Origin of the sequence: Dolosicoccus paucivorans, assembly GCF_900100125.1 — a bacterium.
Taxonomy (GTDB): domain Bacteria; phylum Bacillota; class Bacilli; order Lactobacillales; family Aerococcaceae; genus Dolosicoccus; species Dolosicoccus paucivorans.
In genome coordinates this window covers 13,090-28,794 of record NZ_FNEL01000019.1, presented here as the reverse complement: position 1 = coordinate 28,794, position 15,705 = coordinate 13,090, and the positions used below count along the sequence as shown (strand labels likewise).

Genomic DNA, 15,705 nt, shown 5'->3' with positions numbered 1-15,705 from the left:
TACGATGAACACGATATCTTGCTTTTCTTCCAGGGCTTTTAAAGAGGGATTCCTCAATCGTTGCACAGAGATCTTCTCCTAAATCGACTGAGAGTTGACGCATCGTATCGCGAATGGTTTTGATACACGTTGAAAAGTCTACTTCCCCTTGAATCGCTTGATGATATAAATCTGTCATCATTTTACTAATTTCTTGCATAACTTGTGTTACAATATTCATGGATAACCCTCTAACTTTCTGTCTGTTTTAGCTACTAACAGTATAGCAGAGGGTTATCTTTTTTGCTTTTAGCTTACCAACAGTTATTTTACACTAAGAGTTTTAATACAACTAAAAGAAAGGTAAACGATGACAACAAATTTCTATCAAAAATTAGAACTTCTTCCCCACCCGCAAGATCAAAAACAGTGGATCGCTGAAATTACCGGACCCGATGAAACTTACCATGTAAAACGTGAGTTTCTTCCTTTAGAAGAAGATCATTATCGTATTTATGATGGGTGGTATCAAATTCATGGAACATTTCCAAGCGCTCAGACTCCTTTTACAAAAGAGTATTGTTATGTCCAAGACGGTCAAATGGTTCGCAACCGTTCCTACCGACAAACTTTAAGTGAATTAGATCAAATTACTGCGTTTGAATCTAAAAGAGTGGAGCGGTTAAAAGATTACATTAAAGATCACTTAGACGATATTTACCAACAAGTACCTCATGAAATGGTTCAAGAGGCTTTATTTGAACAAAAAGACCAGCTATCTTTCATTAATACTTCCAGCGAACTATATCAAGGATTACACCAACTATTATTTCAAAAAGAGCGCTATATCAAGCGGTTTCAAGAGGGTATAAAAAAGTGGCATGAATTTGATCAAGATGCTTGACAAAGAAAAAAGGATGCGTTAAAGTTTAGGTAAGGCTAAACAAAGAGAACGAAAACACAAACAAATAAATCAATAGAATATTCTATTGTTTTTTACTGGACATTATTTAGGTTACCCTAAACAATGTTTCAGAAAAGAAAGAAGGAATAATATGATAGAAGCGAATAATTTATCCGTTTCCTACAATAAATTCCTTGCCTTAGATGATGTCTCATTTAAATTGAAGACAGGGCAACTAATTGGAATTATTGGGCCAAACGGAGCGGGAAAATCAACGTTAATGAAAGCGATGTTAAATATTCTTCCCCATAGCGGAACAACGACCTATGACGGTCAGCATGTGAGTCAAGTAAGAAAGAAAATATCTTACGTCGAACAAAAGAATAACATCGACCATGATTTTCCGATTAACGTTTTAGATATGGTGGCTATCGGGTTTTACCGTCAACTAGGGTTATTTAAATTTCCCACCAAAGAGCAAAAAGAACAAGCGATGGAAGCATTAAGGCAAGTGGGACTCGAAGAGTTTTCCCACCGTCAAATTAGCGAACTTTCTGGTGGACAATTCCAACGCGTTCTCATTGCTCGCGTCCTTGTTCAAGATGCAGATTATATCTTTTTAGATGAACCATTTGTAGGAATTGACGCTAAAAGTGAAGCCATTATCGCTAAAATTTTACGTCAAATGAAAGGAGATGGTAAAACAATATTAATTGTTCACCATGATTTAAGTAAAGTAGCGGAGTACTTTGATAGTGTGATTTTACTTAAACAACAATTAATTGCTTATGGGACGGTTGAAGAGTGCTTTACTCCGCAGTATTTATCCGAAGCCTTTGGCGAAAGCATTTTAACCTCTACCCAATTTGTTGGAGGAGGTGCTCTCAATGAGTAATTGGTCAACTGTGTTTACATTGGAACAAATGCAACAATTCATCCAACAAATCAAAGACTATGAGTTTTTACAAAAAGCATTAACAACTTCAGTGATGGTTGGAGTCATTGCCGGAATATTAGGCTGCTTTATTATTTTAAGAGGATTAGCTTTAATGGGGGATGCGATTTCTCACGCAATTTTACCCGGTGTGGCGATTTCTTATATGATGGGAACGAACTTTTTCATCGGAGCGGCGATCACCGGCTTTATTACAGCATTACTGATTGGTCTCATTCAACAGTCGAGTCGAATTAAAAGCGATGCGGCGATAGGGATTGTCTTTTCATCCTTTTTCGCGATCGGTGTTATTTTAATTCAAATGGCACAAAGCGCCACGGACTTAACAGAAATTTTGTTTGGTAATATTTTAACGGTTCAAGACAGCGACCGAAATATTGCGATGGTAATCGGTGTGATTGTTATCATTCTAGTCGTTGCTTTTTATAAAGAATTACTTATTACCACCTTTGATCCAACAATGGCGGCTGCTTGGGGATACCCAACTAAATTAATTCATTATGGAATTATGGTGACGTTAACGTTAGTTACTGTAGCCTCACTGCAAGCTGTTGGTGCTATTTTAGTTGTTGCTTTACTGATTACACCAGCTTCGACAGCGTATCTATTAACAAACAACTTACGAAATATGTTAATTCTTTCGGCTATTTTTGGTGTTATTTCTTCAGTGGGCGGATTGTATATTAGTTTTGTTATTAACGTTCCGTCAGGAGCAGCGATTGTATTATGTGCCACAGTAATGTTTGTTTTAGCCTTTTTATTTGCACCTAATAACGGCTACGTCTGGCGTTTAGCTCATAAATTATCTAAATAGTAGGAAGGTATGATTAAATGAAACGTTTATTGAAAGTATTATGTGCGATCAACTTAATTTTAATGATGGGATTAAGTATCGCAACCACAGCTCATGCAGATGAACCGCTAAAAGTGGTTTCAAGTTTTTCTCTCTTAACTGATATGTTAGAAAGTATCGGCCAAGATCATATTGAAGTCTATAACTTAGTTCCAGTTGGAACTGATCCTCATGAATATGAACCTTTACCAGAAGACATTATGAAAGCGACTGACGCGGATTTAATGTTTTATAACGGATTAAACTTAGAAGGATCCGAAAATGGTTGGTTTATGAAATTAGCTAATTCAGTGAAGAAGTCACCAGAACAACTCATCGAAGTTGCTAAAGACGTAGAACCACAATATTTAAAAGATGAAGAAGGAAGGCAAGAAATTAACCCTCATGCCTTTGCAGATCCTAACGTAGGTATAAAAATGGCTCAACGAATTGTAGAGGTCTTAAAAGAACAAGATCCAAATAATGAAGTGGTCTATCAAGAAAACGCTGAAGCTTATATTAAAGAGTTAGAAGCAATTCGCGATGAATATGAAGAAAAATTGGGCAGTTTAGAAGGTAACCAGCGTAACTTTATTGCTAGCGAACATGCTTTCCAATATATGACTCAATCTTTTAACTTAAATCATGGTTATATTTGGGCAATTGATACCGATGAAAATGGTTCGCCCGCTCAAATTCAATCAGCGATTCAATGGGTCAAAGATAATAACCCACCGGTATTGTTCGTTGAATCAAACGTTGATAGACGTCCAATGCAAACCGTATCGAAGGAAACGGGCGTTGAGATTTATGAAGAGCCGGTTTATTCCGACGAAATCGGTGAAAAAGGTTCACCCGCGGATACCTATTTGAAGTATTTACAAACGAATTTAGATGTTATTTATAACGGTTTAAATCAATAAATAGTTAGAAGTCACTTAACATAGTGGCTTCTTTTTTTGGTTATTTGTTTAGTCGCTAAAATCGTGGTAAAATCATAAGAAGATTATCCATGAAGGATTCGGAGGTGGCGAGTGTGTCTTTAGAAAAAATGGTCCGTTTAAATCAGCTCTATTCCTTTTATGCTTCTTTATTAACAGACCGCCAACGAGAAATATTTCGGATGTATTACGCTGAAGATTTTTCATTAAGAGAAATTGCAGAAACTATTGGTATTAGTCGCCAAGGCGTAAGAGACTCGTTAAAGCGCAGTGAAGAAGCGCTCGAACATTACGAGACTCACTTGCAATTATCCAAGCGCCGCAGTAGAAGACAAATGATTCTATCCGACATGGAAGATTTAATAACTGATGATTCACCCTTATACCCATTAATTAAACAACTACATCAAATGGATGTCGAATAAAGGAGAAATAATATGGCATTTGAAAGTTTATCTGACCGATTACAACAAGCGATCAGTCAAGTCGCTAAAGGTGGCACGATTAGTGAAGCCGATTTAAGACAAATGATGCGGGAGATTCGTCTAGCACTCCTTGAAGCAGACGTTAACTTCCAAGTTGTTAAAACCTTCGTTAAGCGTGTTAACGACCGTGCGCTAGGTTCTGACGTATTAGAGTCCCTATCCCCAGCTCAACAAGTCTTAAAAATCGTTGATGAAGAGTTAACGAACTTAATGGGGGGCGAGCAAGCACCGCTTAATATATCCCCCCAGCCACCAACCATTATTATGATGGCTGGTTTACAAGGTGCGGGTAAAACAACTACCGTTGGTAAATTAGCCAAATACGTTAACGAAGAACTCAATAAAAAGAAACCCTTACTGGTTGCAGCTGACGTTTACCGTCCGGCCGCCATTGACCAACTTCAAACTATCGGTCGCCAGTTAGATTTTGAAGTCTATTCAAAAGGGGTTGAAGCTGATCCAGTTCAACTAGCAACCGACGCGGTAGAACACGCTAAAATGCACGGCCATGAAGTCGTTATTATTGATACGGCAGGTCGCTTGCACGTTGACGAAACATTGATGAATGAACTGAAGAACATTCAAGAAGCCATTTCGCCTAATGAAATACTTCTAACCGTTGATGCGATGACCGGTCAAGATGCTGCTAACGTTGCGAAGGCTTTTAATGAAGCGTTAGATATTACCGGGGTTATTATTACGAAACTTGACGGGGACACTCGCGGTGGGGCAGCCTTATCAATTCGCGAAATTACTCATAAACCGATTAAATTTACCGGACAAGGTGAAAAGCTAGACGCTTTACAACCATTCTACCCAGCCCGTATGGCCAGCCGTATATTAGGTATGGGAGATATGATGACCTTAATCGAGCGAGCTCAAGCTCAGTTCGACGAAGAAAAAGCTCAAGAAGTTGCTGAAAAAATTAAAGCGAATACCTTTGACTTCAACGACTTCATTGAACAAATGGACCAAGTTAACAAAATGGGCTCCATTAAAGATATCTTGAAGATGATCCCAGGGCTTAATAAAATTCCAGGTTTAGATGAGCTTAATGTGGATGAGAAAGATATGGCTCATATTAAGGCCATTATTTATTCCATGACAAAAGAAGAACGCGCTAACCCAGATATTTTATCCCAAAGTCGCCGTCGTCGTATCGCCAAAGGATCCGGTCAATCATTGCAAGCTGTTAACCAAATGATTTCTCAATTCAACCAAAGTCGTCAATTGATGAATCAAATGTCTAACGGCAAGATGGGTAACTTACAAAAGATGATGAACCAATTGCCAACCAACGTTCCAGGAATGGGCGGAGCAATGCCAGATTTAGATCCAAACGCTTTTAAAACGCCTGAACAACTCCAAGAAGAACAAGAACAAAAACGCATTCAACGTAAATTAAGACGTATGCGTAGAAGACGTTAATAAACGAATAACCACTTCTTCAAGAAAGAAATCTTTCAAATGAAGAAGTGGTTATTATTATCAATAAGAATAAATTAAAGAAATGACAATTTGTAATGTTTTGTTAATTGTATATTCCAATGTATGATGTTAAAATCATAATGACCAGAGTTTTGTAAACCCAAAGTTCATTATAGAATGAAGGGTGACATAACTGTATGGTGAAGTGTAATTTACAATGTAACTTATTATGGATGTATTTTAAAGGAGTGTACAAATGTTTAGTAAAAACAATACACAAATGCAAAAATGAAAGACGGAACGAAAGTTCAACACTTTGGTATCCGCAAATTTAGTGTAGGAGTGGCTTCTGTTGCTGTAGCAGCAGGCATTTTTTTTGGTGCTGATACTGCACTAGTTTCAGCAGAAGAATTAGAGACAACCCCTCCAACAACTGAGGAGAAAAGTGAGACTGCACCGAATGCAGATGACACTGCAGAAAAAGAAACTCCAGATACAAATGCAGGTACAGTAGAAGAAAATAAAACAGATACAGGTGCTACAGAAAATAACGCACCATCCAATGATGAGACAAAAGAAGAATCCAATAAGGCAGATAAACAACCTCTAGCAGAACTTCATGATCCAAAAGTGACTGATTTAGTGACACCTTCAGGTGTATTGCCAAAGGCTACTGATGCAGTAACCAATAAAAATGATTTGCCATCAGACACTACTTACAAGTGGAAAGAAAATCCAAATGTAAATATTCCTGGTCCTGGCCCTGCCACAGTCGTTATCGCTTATTCTGACGGAAGTAATGATGAAAAGACAATTATGTTAACTGTCTCAGGAGATGTTCAAAAAGAAAGTGACGTATACACCGCGGTAGCCAAATCGTTAACAACTAAAATTAACACACTACCTAAAGCAGAAGAAGGAGTAGAGCCGGAAGATGAGTTCCATCCATTCCCAGATAACACCACTTTCGAATGGGCTCAAGCACCTGATGTCACAACACCAGGTGATAAAAAAGGAACTGTTCGTGTAAACTATCCTGATGGTTCAACAGCGGATGTAAAAGTTGATGTCAAAGTTGAAGACAGTAACATTTTAGCGGACAAAGTCGTACCAAAAGTTCCTGAAAAAACACCAGTTGTTGATCCAGCTGCTTTAACAGAAGAAGAAAAAACAGCGGTTAAAGGAAAAATTGAAGAAGCCAACAAAGATAACTTCCCTAACAACACAACTGTTGCTGTAGCAGAAAATGGTGACGCAACGATCACTTATTCTGACAACTCTACTGATAAGATTGCTGGTACAGAATTAGTCGAAAAAGCAGACAAAAAACAAGCTGACTTAAATGAACCAGAAGTTAAAGAACTGACAACAGATAAAGGTGTCGTTCCTGAAGCTGAAGAAGCTGTTACAAACAAACAAGACTTACCAGAAGATGCTAAATATTCATGGAAGACAGAACCAGAAGTAAACGTTGCTGGCCCAATGGAAGCGACATTAGTGGTTACTTATTCTGACGATAGTACAGATGAGAAACAAGTTGTCATTACTGTTAAAGATGATACTGAAGAAAGTACGCGTCAAGAACCACAAGTACAAAACTTAACAACACAATTAAACGTTGTTCCAGAAGCTTCTGAAGCGGTAACCAATAAAGACGAGTTACCAACAGACACTAAGTACGCTTGGAAAGAAGCACCAAAAGTAGACGGACCTGGTGTATCTGAAGCAACTGTTGTTATTACTTACGCTGACGGATCTTCTCAAGAAAGAAAAGAGGAAGTAACGGTAGAAGATACCCGCAAACAAAGCGAAATGTACCCACCTGTTGTTAAACCTTTAACAACTACAATCAATACCGTACCAAACGCTGAAGACGCGGTAGCACCTGAAGATGAATTACATTCATTCCCACAAGGAACAACCATCACTTGGGAAGAAGAACCAAAAGTAGACGTAGTCGGTGAAACGACAGGCCGCGTACGTGTTACTTACCCTGATGATTCATCTGTTGTTGAAGAAGTTAAAGTAACGGTAGAAGACAGTACGGTTCAAGCAGATAAAGTCGTACCAAATGTTCCAGAAAAAACACCCGTTGCTGATCCAAGCAAATTAACTGAAGAAGAACAAGCAACCGTTAAACAAAAAATTGAAGCAACAAACCCAGATTTCCCTGAAAACACAACTGTGTCAGTAGGAGAAAATGGTGACGCAACCATTACTTATTCTGACGATTCAACAGATACTATTGCTGGTACAGAATTAGTCGAAAAAGCTGTTGAACAACAAGCAGATACTTATGAACCAGAAGTTCAAAAGCTAGTAACTGAAGTGAATAAGGTACCAAGCGCTGAAGAAGCTGTAACAAATAAAGAAGCGTTACCAGATGAAACAAAATACTCTTGGAAAGAAGAACCAAAAGTTGACGGCGTCGGCCCATCAGAAGGTACATTATTAGTTACTTACCCAGATGGAAGTACTGATGAAGTTCCGGTTGAAGTGGAAGTACCAGATACTCGCAAACAAAATGAACAATATCCACCTGTTGCAAAAGATATTACAACCCAACTAGATGTTCTTCCAGAAGCTAAAGATGGAGTAGCACCTCAAGATGAATTACATTCATTCCCAGAAGGCACTACTGTTACTTGGAAAGAAGCACCTAAAGTTGATAAAGCAACTAAAACAACAGGAGTTGCACTTGTCACTTACCCAGATGGTTCGACAGCAGAAGTAACGGTCAATGTTACTATTGAAGATAATCGTTCAGAAGCTGAAAAATATGAGCCAAGTTATGCAAACGCTGAAGGTAAAGCAGGCGAAGCCCTTCGTTCAGCTGAACCAAGCTTTACAAGTGACGACGGCACAACGCCAGAAAATCCTGAATTTAGTTTAGTTGATGGTGCCCCAGATGGAGCGGTTATTAATAACTTAGGAATTATTACTTACACTCCAACTGAAGAAGACGCAGCTAAAGGAACGGTTGAAATTCCAGTCCTTGTTACTTATGCAGACAATTCAAGCGAACAAGTTACATTTACAATTAATGTGGAAGCATTAGCTGACATCATTAATCGTGATGGAAATACAGATGCTGAAATTCCAGAAGGCTACGACCGTGCTATCTTTAAAGTATCAAGTGAAGGTGTTGAAGAGTTTGCACCAATCGTTCTTGATATTAAAAAAGGTACACCAGTTAGCACAGGCCAAATTAAATTTCCTGAATTAGTAGCTAAAGAAGGTTACGAAAACCCACGTTGGGTAGTTGCTGAAGCAATGACAGCAGGCGCAGGATTTAGAGCAGTTCCAGGTGAAAAAGAAGTTTCAATACTAGATATCATCAATATGATTTCTAATGGTGGAGGAACTCAAAGTGTCACTGAATTTAGAGCCGTTGCGGATAAAGTTGAAGAACAACAAGTGATTTGGACTGGACGTGTCGTAGTTGACGGAGAAATTATTGCTGAAAAACCATTCGTTGGAACAGAAGAAGAAGTCTCTGAAAAACTACAAGAGTTAGCTAATAGCTACACCGTTCAAGCTGACAAATATACATACTTAGGTAGTGAACGTGTTGAAGACACATTCATTTACAACTTTGATAGTGTGAAAGACGCTGAACAACAAGTTAGCTGGACAGGTCAAGTGGTAGTTGATGGTGAAATTGTTGAAGAACATACCTATGAAGGTACAGAGCGCGACGTATCCCAGAAACTCCAAGAACTAGCAGGTTCTTATGTTGGTCAACCAGATAAGTACACAAACATTCAAGTGGAACGTAATGGCGACACATTCATCTACAAATTTGATAGCGTAAAAGAAGCTGAACAACAAGTTAGCTGGACAGGTCAAGTGGTAGTTGATGGTGAAATTGTTGAAGAACATACCTATGAAGTACAGAGCGCGACGTATCTCATCAATTACAAGTTCTAGCCAACACCTATATTGGTCAAGTGGATCAATACAAATTTGTTGATAGCCAACGTGTCGGAGATACATTCATCTACACATTTGAAAGTGTTAAAGATGAACTGCAAGAAGTGGTTAACCACTCAGGTCACATCGTAGTGGTTGATAAAGACGGTAATATTACCGAAGAGTTATATGACTTTACTGACTCATCTGAACAAAATATCGTCGATCTATTAAACACTTACTTATCAGGACTAAAAGAAGACGGCTATAAAGTATATGACTATGAACGTGCAGTAGACGAAGAAACTGGCTCAGTAAGCTGGTTATATAAAGTTGTCAAAGAAGAAGTAGGAGAAACAGAAACTCCTGAAACGCCAGAAACACCAGAAGTTGATGAAGATGAAGAAGCAGAAGTGATTCATTCAGGACACATCGTTGCTGTTGATAAAGACGGTAACATTGTTAACGAATTATACGACTTCTTTGACTCATCTGAAGACAACATCTACCATGCTTTGAGTACCCACTTAGGTTACTTAGAAGAAGAAGGTTATACAGTTCATAACTACGAACGTGTCGTCGATGAAGAGACTGGAGCAGTTAAATGGGTTTACCAAGTCGTTAAAGCTGATACGAACGCTCCACAAACGCCTGAACACAATGAAGACAAAGACGTCCTTCACTCAGGACATATTGTCGTGGTTGATAAAGACGGTAACGTTATTAAAGAGTTATACGACTTCTTTGACCCATCTGAAGATAATATCTACCACGCTTTAAGTACCCACTTAGGTTACTTAAAAGAAGAAGGTTATGCAGTTTATGACTATGAACGTACTGTTGATGAAGAAACAGGTGCGGTTCAATGGTTATACAAAGTAGTTAAAGCAGATTCTGCTGAAACAGAAACACCACAAAAACCTGAGCACCATGAAGACAAAGATGTAATTCACTCAGGACACATTGTTGTCGTTGATAAAGACGGTAACGTCATTAAAGAGTTATACGACTTCTTTGATCCTTCTGAAGATAATATCTACCATACTTTAAGTACACACTTAGGTTACTTAAAAGAAGAAGGCTATGTAGTTTATGACTACGAACGTATTGTTGATGAAGAAACAGGTGCGGTTCAATGGTTATACAAAGTGGTTAAAGTAGACTCTGCTGAAGCGGAAACACCACAAAAACCTGAAACACCGCAAAAACCTGAGGCTGAAAAAACCTCAAGAGGAAAAACCAGAAGCAGATAAATCTGAAGAAGAAAAATCTTCTAAAGAAGTATCTGTTAAGAAAGAAACATCTCGCGAAGAATCAAACTTGCCAAGTACAGGTGAAGCAGAAAACTTTGCTTTATTTGGAACAGCTGCAGTTTCGGTTCTAGCTGGTTTAGGCTTAGTTGGATACCGCCGTCGTGAAGATTAATTTTCTTAAATAACAACATTTTTCAGCGTGTAAAGTAAAAAAGCTTTACACGCTCTTTTTATTTTGATATACTACTAAAGTATTCGAAAATGAATCAAATAAATTTACTTAAACTTATAGGAGGAATTTAAACATGGCAGTTAAAATTCGTTTAAAACGCATGGGTGCTAAAAAGACACCTTTTTACCGTATTGTAGTAGCAGATTCACGTTCAAAGCGTGATGGTCGTATTATCGAGCAAGTAGGTACTTACAACCCGCTAACTCAACCAGAAACTGTAGAAATTTCTGAAGAGAAAGCATTAAAATGGTTAGGTAACGGTGCACAGCCATCTGATACAGTACGTAACTTATTCTCAAAACAAGGAATTATGCAAAAATTCCACGAAAGTAAATAATTCATTAAATGAAGAATGAGGGTGACAATCAATGTCAACAGTTCGTTCGTTAATTGAAACAATCGTTGAACCACTCGTAGAATATCCAGAACAAGTTAAGTTGGATTTAAACGAAACAGATCAGTTCAATGAATACCGCTTAACGCTTCATCAAGAAGATGTTGGGCGTGTCATCGGTCGTCGAGGCCGTGTAGCTCGTGCGATCCGCACGATTGTCTATAGCGCAAAGTCAGATAATGGCAAGCGAACTCGCTTAATTATTGAAGACGACAAAGCGTAATTGTTCAAGAAACATCTAAAGCAACTTCTTATTTAAGAGGTTGCTTTTTCTTTTAAATAGTGGTGTTCTTGGACTAATAGGTGTTATGTTTGGTATTCTTAAAGAGTAGAGTGAAAAGTTATAATCATCTTAAAAGGAGTGAATACATGAAGTACGCACGCGTAGCTCGCATTGTTAATACCTTTGGTATTCGAGGCGACATTAAAGTTATTGCTGAAACGGATTTTGCTGAGGAGCGTTTTCAACCTGGCAGTGAACTGGTTGTTTTAAATAAAAACCACGTGGAAGCTCACGTTGAAGTGGAACAATCTAGACTCAATAAAGGAACTTATATTATCCATTTAAAGGGTTATGACCGGATTGAAGAAGTGGAACCGTTCAAAAATAAATGGCTCGCGATTGAATCCGATGACCGCGAAGAGTTAGACGATCATGAGTTTTACCATGTTGATATTATCGGTTTAACCGTCAAAACGACCGACGGCGAGACAATTGGAACGATTAAAGATATCATCGTTTTAGGACCTAATGATGTTTGGGTTGTTAAACGTCAAGAAGCTGGAAAAGATGATGCTTTAATCCCTTATATTGAAGATGTCGTAAAAGAAGTCAATTTAAATGACGAGGAAGTGATCATTGAATTGATGGAAGGGTTGATTGATGATGCGAATTGATGTATTGACTCTTTTTCCAGATATGTTCACTCCCATGTCCGTGTCATTAATGGGCATTGCTCAAGATAAAGAGCTGATTGATTTTAGATTGCATAATTTTAGACAGTTTGCGACCAACAAACATGGTCATGTGGATGATTACCCTTATGGCGGTGGTGCTGGGATGCTTCTACAAGTAGCTCCCATTGTCGATATGTTACGTCATATTAAGCCGAAAGAATCCGCTCGAATTATTTTAGTGGATCCAACCGGTGAACCTTTTACCCAACAGATGGCTAATGAATGGGCTAAAGAAGAACAACTCGTATTTATTTGCGGTCATTATGAAGGATTTGATGATCGGGTCAGACATTACGTCACAGACGAAGTATCTTTAGGAGACTATGTCTTAACAAACGGCGAATTACCAACGATGGTCATGATTGATGCGACGGTAAGACTTTTACCTGAAGTTGTCGGTAACGAGCATTCCATTGTCGACGAATCCCACCAACGTCACTTATTAGAACACCCACAGTATACTCGTCCTCGTGAATTTGAAGGGTTAGAAGTACCGGAAGTGTTATTTAGCGGACATCACGAAAAGATTCGCCAATGGCAAATAACAGAAAGCTTACGTAAAACCTTATTGAAACGACCTGACCTTTTAGAAAAGGCCGAGTTGACCCAAGAAGAACAAGCAATTTTGAAAACGCTTCAAGAAGCAACCTTTGAAGTGGATAAAGAGTAAAGGAGCTATCAAATGATTGAACTAAAACACGTCTCGAAAATTTATAGCGGCACAAAGCACGCGGTGGATGATTTTAATTTAACGATCGAACCCGGAGAATTTGTTTGTTTTATCGGAACTTCTGGTTCAGGTAAGACCACGACAATGCGTATGATTAACCGCATGGAAGAGTTGACTGAAGGACAAATTTTAATTAATGGTGTTGATATTATGGATCAAGATCCTGTGGAGTTACGTCGTTCCATTGGATACGTTATTCAAAACGTAGGCTTAATGCCTCATATGACCATTAAAGAAAACATCACTCTTGTTCCAAAATTACTAAATTGGAGCGAAGAAGAAAAAGATAAAATCGCCAAAAAAATGATTCGCATGGCTGAACTCCCGGAAGAGTTTTTAGATCGCTATCCGTCTCAATTATCCGGTGGGCAACAACAACGGATTGGGGTAGTGCGCGCTCTAGCAGCTGACCAAGATATTATTTTAATGGACGAACCCTTTGGCGCATTAGACCCCATTACTCGTTTAGCTTTACAAGATTTAGTTAAACATTTACAAGAAGAATTGGGTAAGACGTTTGTTTTTGTAACTCATGATATGGATGAAGCGTTAAAGCTCGCCACTCGAATTGTTGTGATGGATCACGGTAAAATTGTCCAAGTCGCAACACCGGATGAATTAGTTAGAAATCCAGCCAACCAGTTTGTGGAAGATTTCTTAGGACCAGACCGCTTAATCCAACCAAAACAAGACGTTAAATACATTAAAGAAGTAATGAACCCCGAACCGATTACGATTCGTATTGACCAATCGTTAACGGAAGCTTTAGAAGTGATGTACCACAAACGAGTGGACACCTTACTGGTAGTCGATAATGGTTACCACTTAAAGGGAATGGTAGACGTTCAAAAGGTTCAAAATATGTTCCATCAAGCAACGAGCGTTTCTGATGTGTATCGTTCGAATATTTACGCTTTAAACGAAAATGCCTTAATTCGTGAATCTATTGAACTGATTTTAAACCGCAGTTATGCTTATATTCCAATTGTTGATGACAAAAATAAATTAGTAGGAATTGTAACCCGTTCAACTTTAGTTGATATTGTTTATGACGCAATTTGGGGTAATCAATCCACAGACGCTTTAGAAACTGCTGTGGAGGTGAGTGATGAATGAGCACTTTTATCCAACAATACGGTCAAGAATTGATCGTTAAAATTGGCGAGCACTTATTTATCGCACTGGCTGCGATGGGGTTAGGTACCTTGGTGGCTGTTCCCTTAGGTATTTTACTTACTCGTATTCCTCGGGTTTCTAAAGGAATTATTGCAGTAGCGAGTATCTTACAGACGATCCCAACACTAGCTTTATTAAGTTTTATGATTCCTTTTCTAGGAGTCGGTAAAAAGCCGGCGGTTGTCGCGTTATTTATTTACTCACTCCTTCCTATTTTAAGAAACACTTACGTCGGGATAGAACAAGTCTCTAGTACGTTAAAAGATGCCGCTAAAGGAATGGGGATGACGCCCTATGAATCTATCGCTCAACTTGAAGTACCCATGGCGGTTCCGGTTATTATGAGTGGCATCCGCTTATCAATGACTTACGTTTTAGCATGGACTACTTTAGCCGCTTATATTGGAGCCGGCGGGCTAGGGGATTTTATTTTTAATGGTTTGACGTTATTTAGAGTGGATCTGATTTTGGCAGGAACGATTCCAGTAACGATTATGGCTGTTGTGATTGACCAAATTCTAGGTAAACTAGAAGAACGGCTCACCCCACAAACCAGCGCTCAAGAAGCAGTTTAAAGGAGGAAATATAATGAAACAATGGTTTAAAAAACATTCCCTTCCTCGCCTTTTAATGATCGCTAGTATCGTTATGCTGCTTGCAGGATGTGGATTTCCAGGCTTAAAAGGAACTTCTTCGGTTAATACGATTCGCATCAACGCGATGGAAACAACGGAATCACAAATTTTAGCAGAAATGATCCGCATTATGATCGAACGAGAAACAGATCATGAAGCCGTCGTTTTAAAAAACTTAGGAACCTCTTTAATGGCTCACCAAGCGATGGTCGCCGGTGACGTGGATATTTCAGCTGCTCGTTTTACGGGAACAGAGGTCGCGGCTACTTTACAAATGGAAGCGATTACCGATCCAGAAGAAGCGTTTAGAGTAGTAAAAGATGAGTTCCAAAAGCGTTTTGGTTATAAAGTTTTTAATTCCTACGGCTTTGAGAACTCCTATGCCTTTTTAATTACAAAAGAGTTTGAAAAAGAACATAACATTCAAAATTTAAGTAGCTTTAAAGACATGGCTCAAACAATGCGCGCAGGGTTTCCAAACGACTGGGTCGACCGTGACGGAGATGGTTACAAAGACTTTGTAGAAACTTATGGTTACTCCTTTGGGTCTATTTACCCTATGTCAGTGAGTTTAGTGTATGATGCCTTAGTTGAAGGGAAGATGGAGACCGTTGTTGGATATACAACCGATGGACGGATCGCAAGTTATGATTTAACTGTCGTCGAAGATGACCTACAATTCTTCCCAGCCTATGAAGCAGTCATTATTATGAGTAAAGAAGCGTTAGAAAAGTATCCTGACGTTATTCCTGTTTTAGAACGTTTCGAAGGAGCGACTGATACACAAACGATGCAACAGTTAAACTATCAATCCGACCACAATTTAGAAGAACCAAGTTTAGTCGCTAAACAATTCTTAAAAGAACGCGACTATTTAAGAGGAGGTCAATAA

Annotated in this window: 16 protein-coding genes and 1 pseudogene; 16 read left to right on the top strand and 1 reads right to left on the bottom strand. The window is 38.7% G+C overall.

Going from position 1 to position 15,705, the window contains the following annotated elements:
• Positions 1-220 (bottom strand): annotated as a pseudogene (locus tag BLR79_RS04280) (ISLre2 family transposase); the annotation flags it as partial.
• Positions 221-349: 129 nt separating this feature from the next.
• Here BLR79_RS04280 and BLR79_RS04275 point away from each other — a divergent pair.
• The 16 genes from BLR79_RS04275 to BLR79_RS04200 all read left to right on the top strand — a co-directional run bounded on the left by BLR79_RS04275 (position 350) and on the right by BLR79_RS04200 (position 15,705).
• Positions 350-883 carry a hypothetical protein gene (locus tag BLR79_RS04275; RefSeq protein WP_006700815.1) on the top strand — a complete coding sequence of 178 codons (534 nt, stop codon included), beginning with the start codon at positions 350-352 and terminating at the stop codon, positions 881-883.
• 151 nt (positions 884-1,034) lie between these two features.
• Positions 1,035-1,778, top strand: coding sequence for a metal ABC transporter ATP-binding protein (locus BLR79_RS04270; protein ID WP_092085202.1), 744 nt, complete (start codon positions 1,035-1,037; stop codon positions 1,776-1,778).
• Complete coding sequence (locus BLR79_RS04265; protein WP_092085200.1) at positions 1,771-2,652, top strand: metal ABC transporter permease; 882 nt, start codon at positions 1,771-1,773, stop codon at positions 2,650-2,652. The genes BLR79_RS04270 and BLR79_RS04265 overlap by 8 nt, the downstream gene beginning before the upstream one ends.
• Before the next feature lie 17 nt (positions 2,653-2,669).
• Entirely contained in the window at positions 2,670-3,593 is a 924-nt protein-coding gene (locus tag BLR79_RS04260; RefSeq protein ID WP_066125670.1) for a metal ABC transporter solute-binding protein, Zn/Mn family, read from the top strand.
• Between the two features lie 113 nt (positions 3,594-3,706).
• Positions 3,707-4,036 (top strand): YlxM family DNA-binding protein, encoded by a 330-nt coding sequence (gene ylxM, locus BLR79_RS04255; protein ID WP_200778859.1) that lies wholly within the window; start codon positions 3,707-3,709, stop codon positions 4,034-4,036.
• A 12-nt stretch (positions 4,037-4,048) separates the two neighbouring features.
• Positions 4,049-5,524 (top strand): signal recognition particle protein, encoded by a 1,476-nt coding sequence (gene ffh, locus BLR79_RS04250; protein WP_092085196.1) that lies wholly within the window; start codon positions 4,049-4,051, stop codon positions 5,522-5,524.
• Between the two features lie 288 nt (positions 5,525-5,812).
• The gene (locus BLR79_RS04245) at positions 5,813-9,454 is read left to right on the top strand and encodes a Rib/alpha-like domain-containing protein (protein WP_092085194.1); all 3,642 of its coding nucleotides are present in this window, start codon (positions 5,813-5,815) and stop codon (positions 9,452-9,454) included.
• Positions 9,455-9,474: 20 nt separating this feature from the next.
• A complete protein-coding gene (locus BLR79_RS04240; protein WP_092085192.1) occupies positions 9,475-10,689 on the top strand; it encodes a hypothetical protein in 1,215 nt (404 codons plus the stop codon).
• A gap of 67 nt (positions 10,690-10,756) precedes the next feature.
• A complete protein-coding gene (locus BLR79_RS09035; protein ID WP_159427591.1) occupies positions 10,757-10,861 on the top strand; it encodes an LPXTG cell wall anchor domain-containing protein in 105 nt (34 codons plus the stop codon).
• 133 nt (positions 10,862-10,994) lie between these two features.
• Positions 10,995-11,258, top strand: a complete 264-nt coding sequence (rpsP, locus tag BLR79_RS04230; RefSeq protein WP_092085188.1) for a 30S ribosomal protein S16 — start codon at positions 10,995-10,997, stop codon at positions 11,256-11,258.
• A 31-nt stretch (positions 11,259-11,289) separates the two neighbouring features.
• Positions 11,290-11,538 carry a KH domain-containing protein gene (locus BLR79_RS04225; protein WP_092085186.1) on the top strand — a complete coding sequence of 83 codons (249 nt, stop codon included), beginning with the start codon at positions 11,290-11,292 and terminating at the stop codon, positions 11,536-11,538.
• 146 nt (positions 11,539-11,684) lie between these two features.
• Positions 11,685-12,212 carry a ribosome maturation factor RimM gene (rimM, locus tag BLR79_RS04220; protein WP_092085184.1) on the top strand — a complete coding sequence of 176 codons (528 nt, stop codon included), beginning with the start codon at positions 11,685-11,687 and terminating at the stop codon, positions 12,210-12,212.
• Positions 12,202-12,942, top strand: coding sequence for a tRNA (guanosine(37)-N1)-methyltransferase TrmD (gene trmD, locus BLR79_RS04215; protein ID WP_092085206.1), 741 nt, complete (start codon positions 12,202-12,204; stop codon positions 12,940-12,942). The genes rimM and trmD overlap by 11 nt, the downstream gene beginning before the upstream one ends.
• A 12-nt stretch (positions 12,943-12,954) precedes the next feature.
• Positions 12,955-14,118 carry an ABC transporter ATP-binding protein gene (locus tag BLR79_RS04210; RefSeq protein WP_092085182.1) on the top strand — a complete coding sequence of 388 codons (1,164 nt, stop codon included), beginning with the start codon at positions 12,955-12,957 and terminating at the stop codon, positions 14,116-14,118.
• Positions 14,115-14,753: an ABC transporter permease gene (locus BLR79_RS04205; RefSeq protein ID WP_092085180.1), complete on the top strand. Its 639-nt coding sequence runs from the start codon at positions 14,115-14,117 to the stop codon at positions 14,751-14,753. The genes BLR79_RS04210 and BLR79_RS04205 overlap by 4 nt, the downstream gene beginning before the upstream one ends.
• A gap of 13 nt (positions 14,754-14,766) precedes the next feature.
• The gene (locus tag BLR79_RS04200) at positions 14,767-15,705 is read left to right on the top strand and encodes an osmoprotectant ABC transporter substrate-binding protein (protein ID WP_234970809.1); all 939 of its coding nucleotides are present in this window, start codon (positions 14,767-14,769) and stop codon (positions 15,703-15,705) included.

Excerpts from the sequence above, each read along its gene's own strand:
- BLR79_RS04275 (WP_006700815.1), top strand. The coding sequence starts at position 350 with ATGACAACAAATTTCTATCAAAAATTAGAACTTCTTCCCCACCCGCAA.
- BLR79_RS04270 (WP_092085202.1), top strand. The coding sequence starts at position 1,035 with ATGATAGAAGCGAATAATTTATCCGTTTCCTACAATAAATTCCTTGCC.
- BLR79_RS04265 (WP_092085200.1), top strand. The coding sequence starts at position 1,771 with ATGAGTAATTGGTCAACTGTGTTTACATTGGAACAAATGCAACAATTC.
- BLR79_RS04260 (WP_066125670.1), top strand. The coding sequence starts at position 2,670 with ATGAAACGTTTATTGAAAGTATTATGTGCGATCAACTTAATTTTAATG.
- ffh (WP_092085196.1), top strand. The coding sequence starts at position 4,049 with ATGGCATTTGAAAGTTTATCTGACCGATTACAACAAGCGATCAGTCAA.
- BLR79_RS04245 (WP_092085194.1), top strand. The coding sequence starts at position 5,813 with ATGAAAGACGGAACGAAAGTTCAACACTTTGGTATCCGCAAATTTAGT.
- rpsP (WP_092085188.1), top strand. The coding sequence starts at position 10,995 with ATGGCAGTTAAAATTCGTTTAAAACGCATGGGTGCTAAAAAGACACCT.
- BLR79_RS04225 (WP_092085186.1), top strand. The coding sequence starts at position 11,290 with ATGTCAACAGTTCGTTCGTTAATTGAAACAATCGTTGAACCACTCGTA.
- rimM (WP_092085184.1), top strand. The coding sequence starts at position 11,685 with ATGAAGTACGCACGCGTAGCTCGCATTGTTAATACCTTTGGTATTCGA.
- trmD (WP_092085206.1), top strand. The coding sequence starts at position 12,202 with ATGCGAATTGATGTATTGACTCTTTTTCCAGATATGTTCACTCCCATG.
- BLR79_RS04210 (WP_092085182.1), top strand. The coding sequence starts at position 12,955 with ATGATTGAACTAAAACACGTCTCGAAAATTTATAGCGGCACAAAGCAC.
- BLR79_RS04205 (WP_092085180.1), top strand. The coding sequence starts at position 14,115 with ATGAGCACTTTTATCCAACAATACGGTCAAGAATTGATCGTTAAAATT.
- BLR79_RS04200 (WP_234970809.1), top strand. The coding sequence starts at position 14,767 with ATGAAACAATGGTTTAAAAAACATTCCCTTCCTCGCCTTTTAATGATC.